Raw genomic sequence first — 653 nt, forward strand, 5'->3', positions numbered from 1 at the left:
TACTCAGGTTGAACTCGTAGACGCCGCGGGGCGTGACGATTCGTGATCCCTGCGGTATGGCGGGTTCATGCGGTACGCACAGAGGGGTGGGTATACGCCCGCCGAGCAGGAACGGCGTGAGCAACTGCGGCTGAAGGCCGCCGGGTTGTTCGAACAGGGCGAGAGTGCTGGTGCGCTCGCGGCCGAGTTACGGGTCACCCCGCGCACGGTGCGACAGTGGCGTCAGCGGTGGCGTGAGGGTGGGGCGCAAGCTCTGCGTTCCAAGGGGCCGGTGTCGCCAGAGCGCCTGTCGGCGCGGCAGTTCGCGCGCCTGGAAGCGGAGCTGCGGCGCGGCCCGCTGGCGCACGGGTTCGCCGACGACCAGCGCTGGACGCTGAAGCGGATCAAGGTGCTGATCGGGCGGCTGTTCCACGTGGGCTACACGGTGCAGGGCGTGTGGAAGCTGATGCGGCGCCACGGCTGGTCGTGCCAGGTTCCCCTGCGCCAGGCCGTCGAGCGGGACAAGGAGGCCATCGAGGTGTGGAAGCAGGAGGTGTGGCCGCAGGTAAAACCACCGCGGCCCAGCTGGGCGCCTACATCTGCTTCGAGGACGAGGCGGGGCAGGGCCTGAGGCCGCCGAAGGGCCGCACGTGGGCGGTGCGCGGGGCGCGGCC

Annotated in this window: 1 pseudogene; it reads left to right on the forward strand. The window is 70.6% G+C overall.

Annotated elements, in window-relative coordinates:
• Nucleotides 1-67 precede the first annotated feature (67 nt).
• Nucleotides 68-653: pseudogene (locus VXC91_RS46540) on the forward strand (winged helix-turn-helix domain-containing protein); the annotation flags it as partial.

Source organism: Streptomyces chiangmaiensis (assembly GCF_036281785.1).
In the GTDB taxonomy this organism is placed as follows: Bacteria; Actinomycetota; Actinomycetes; order Streptomycetales; family Streptomycetaceae; genus Streptomyces; species Streptomyces chiangmaiensis.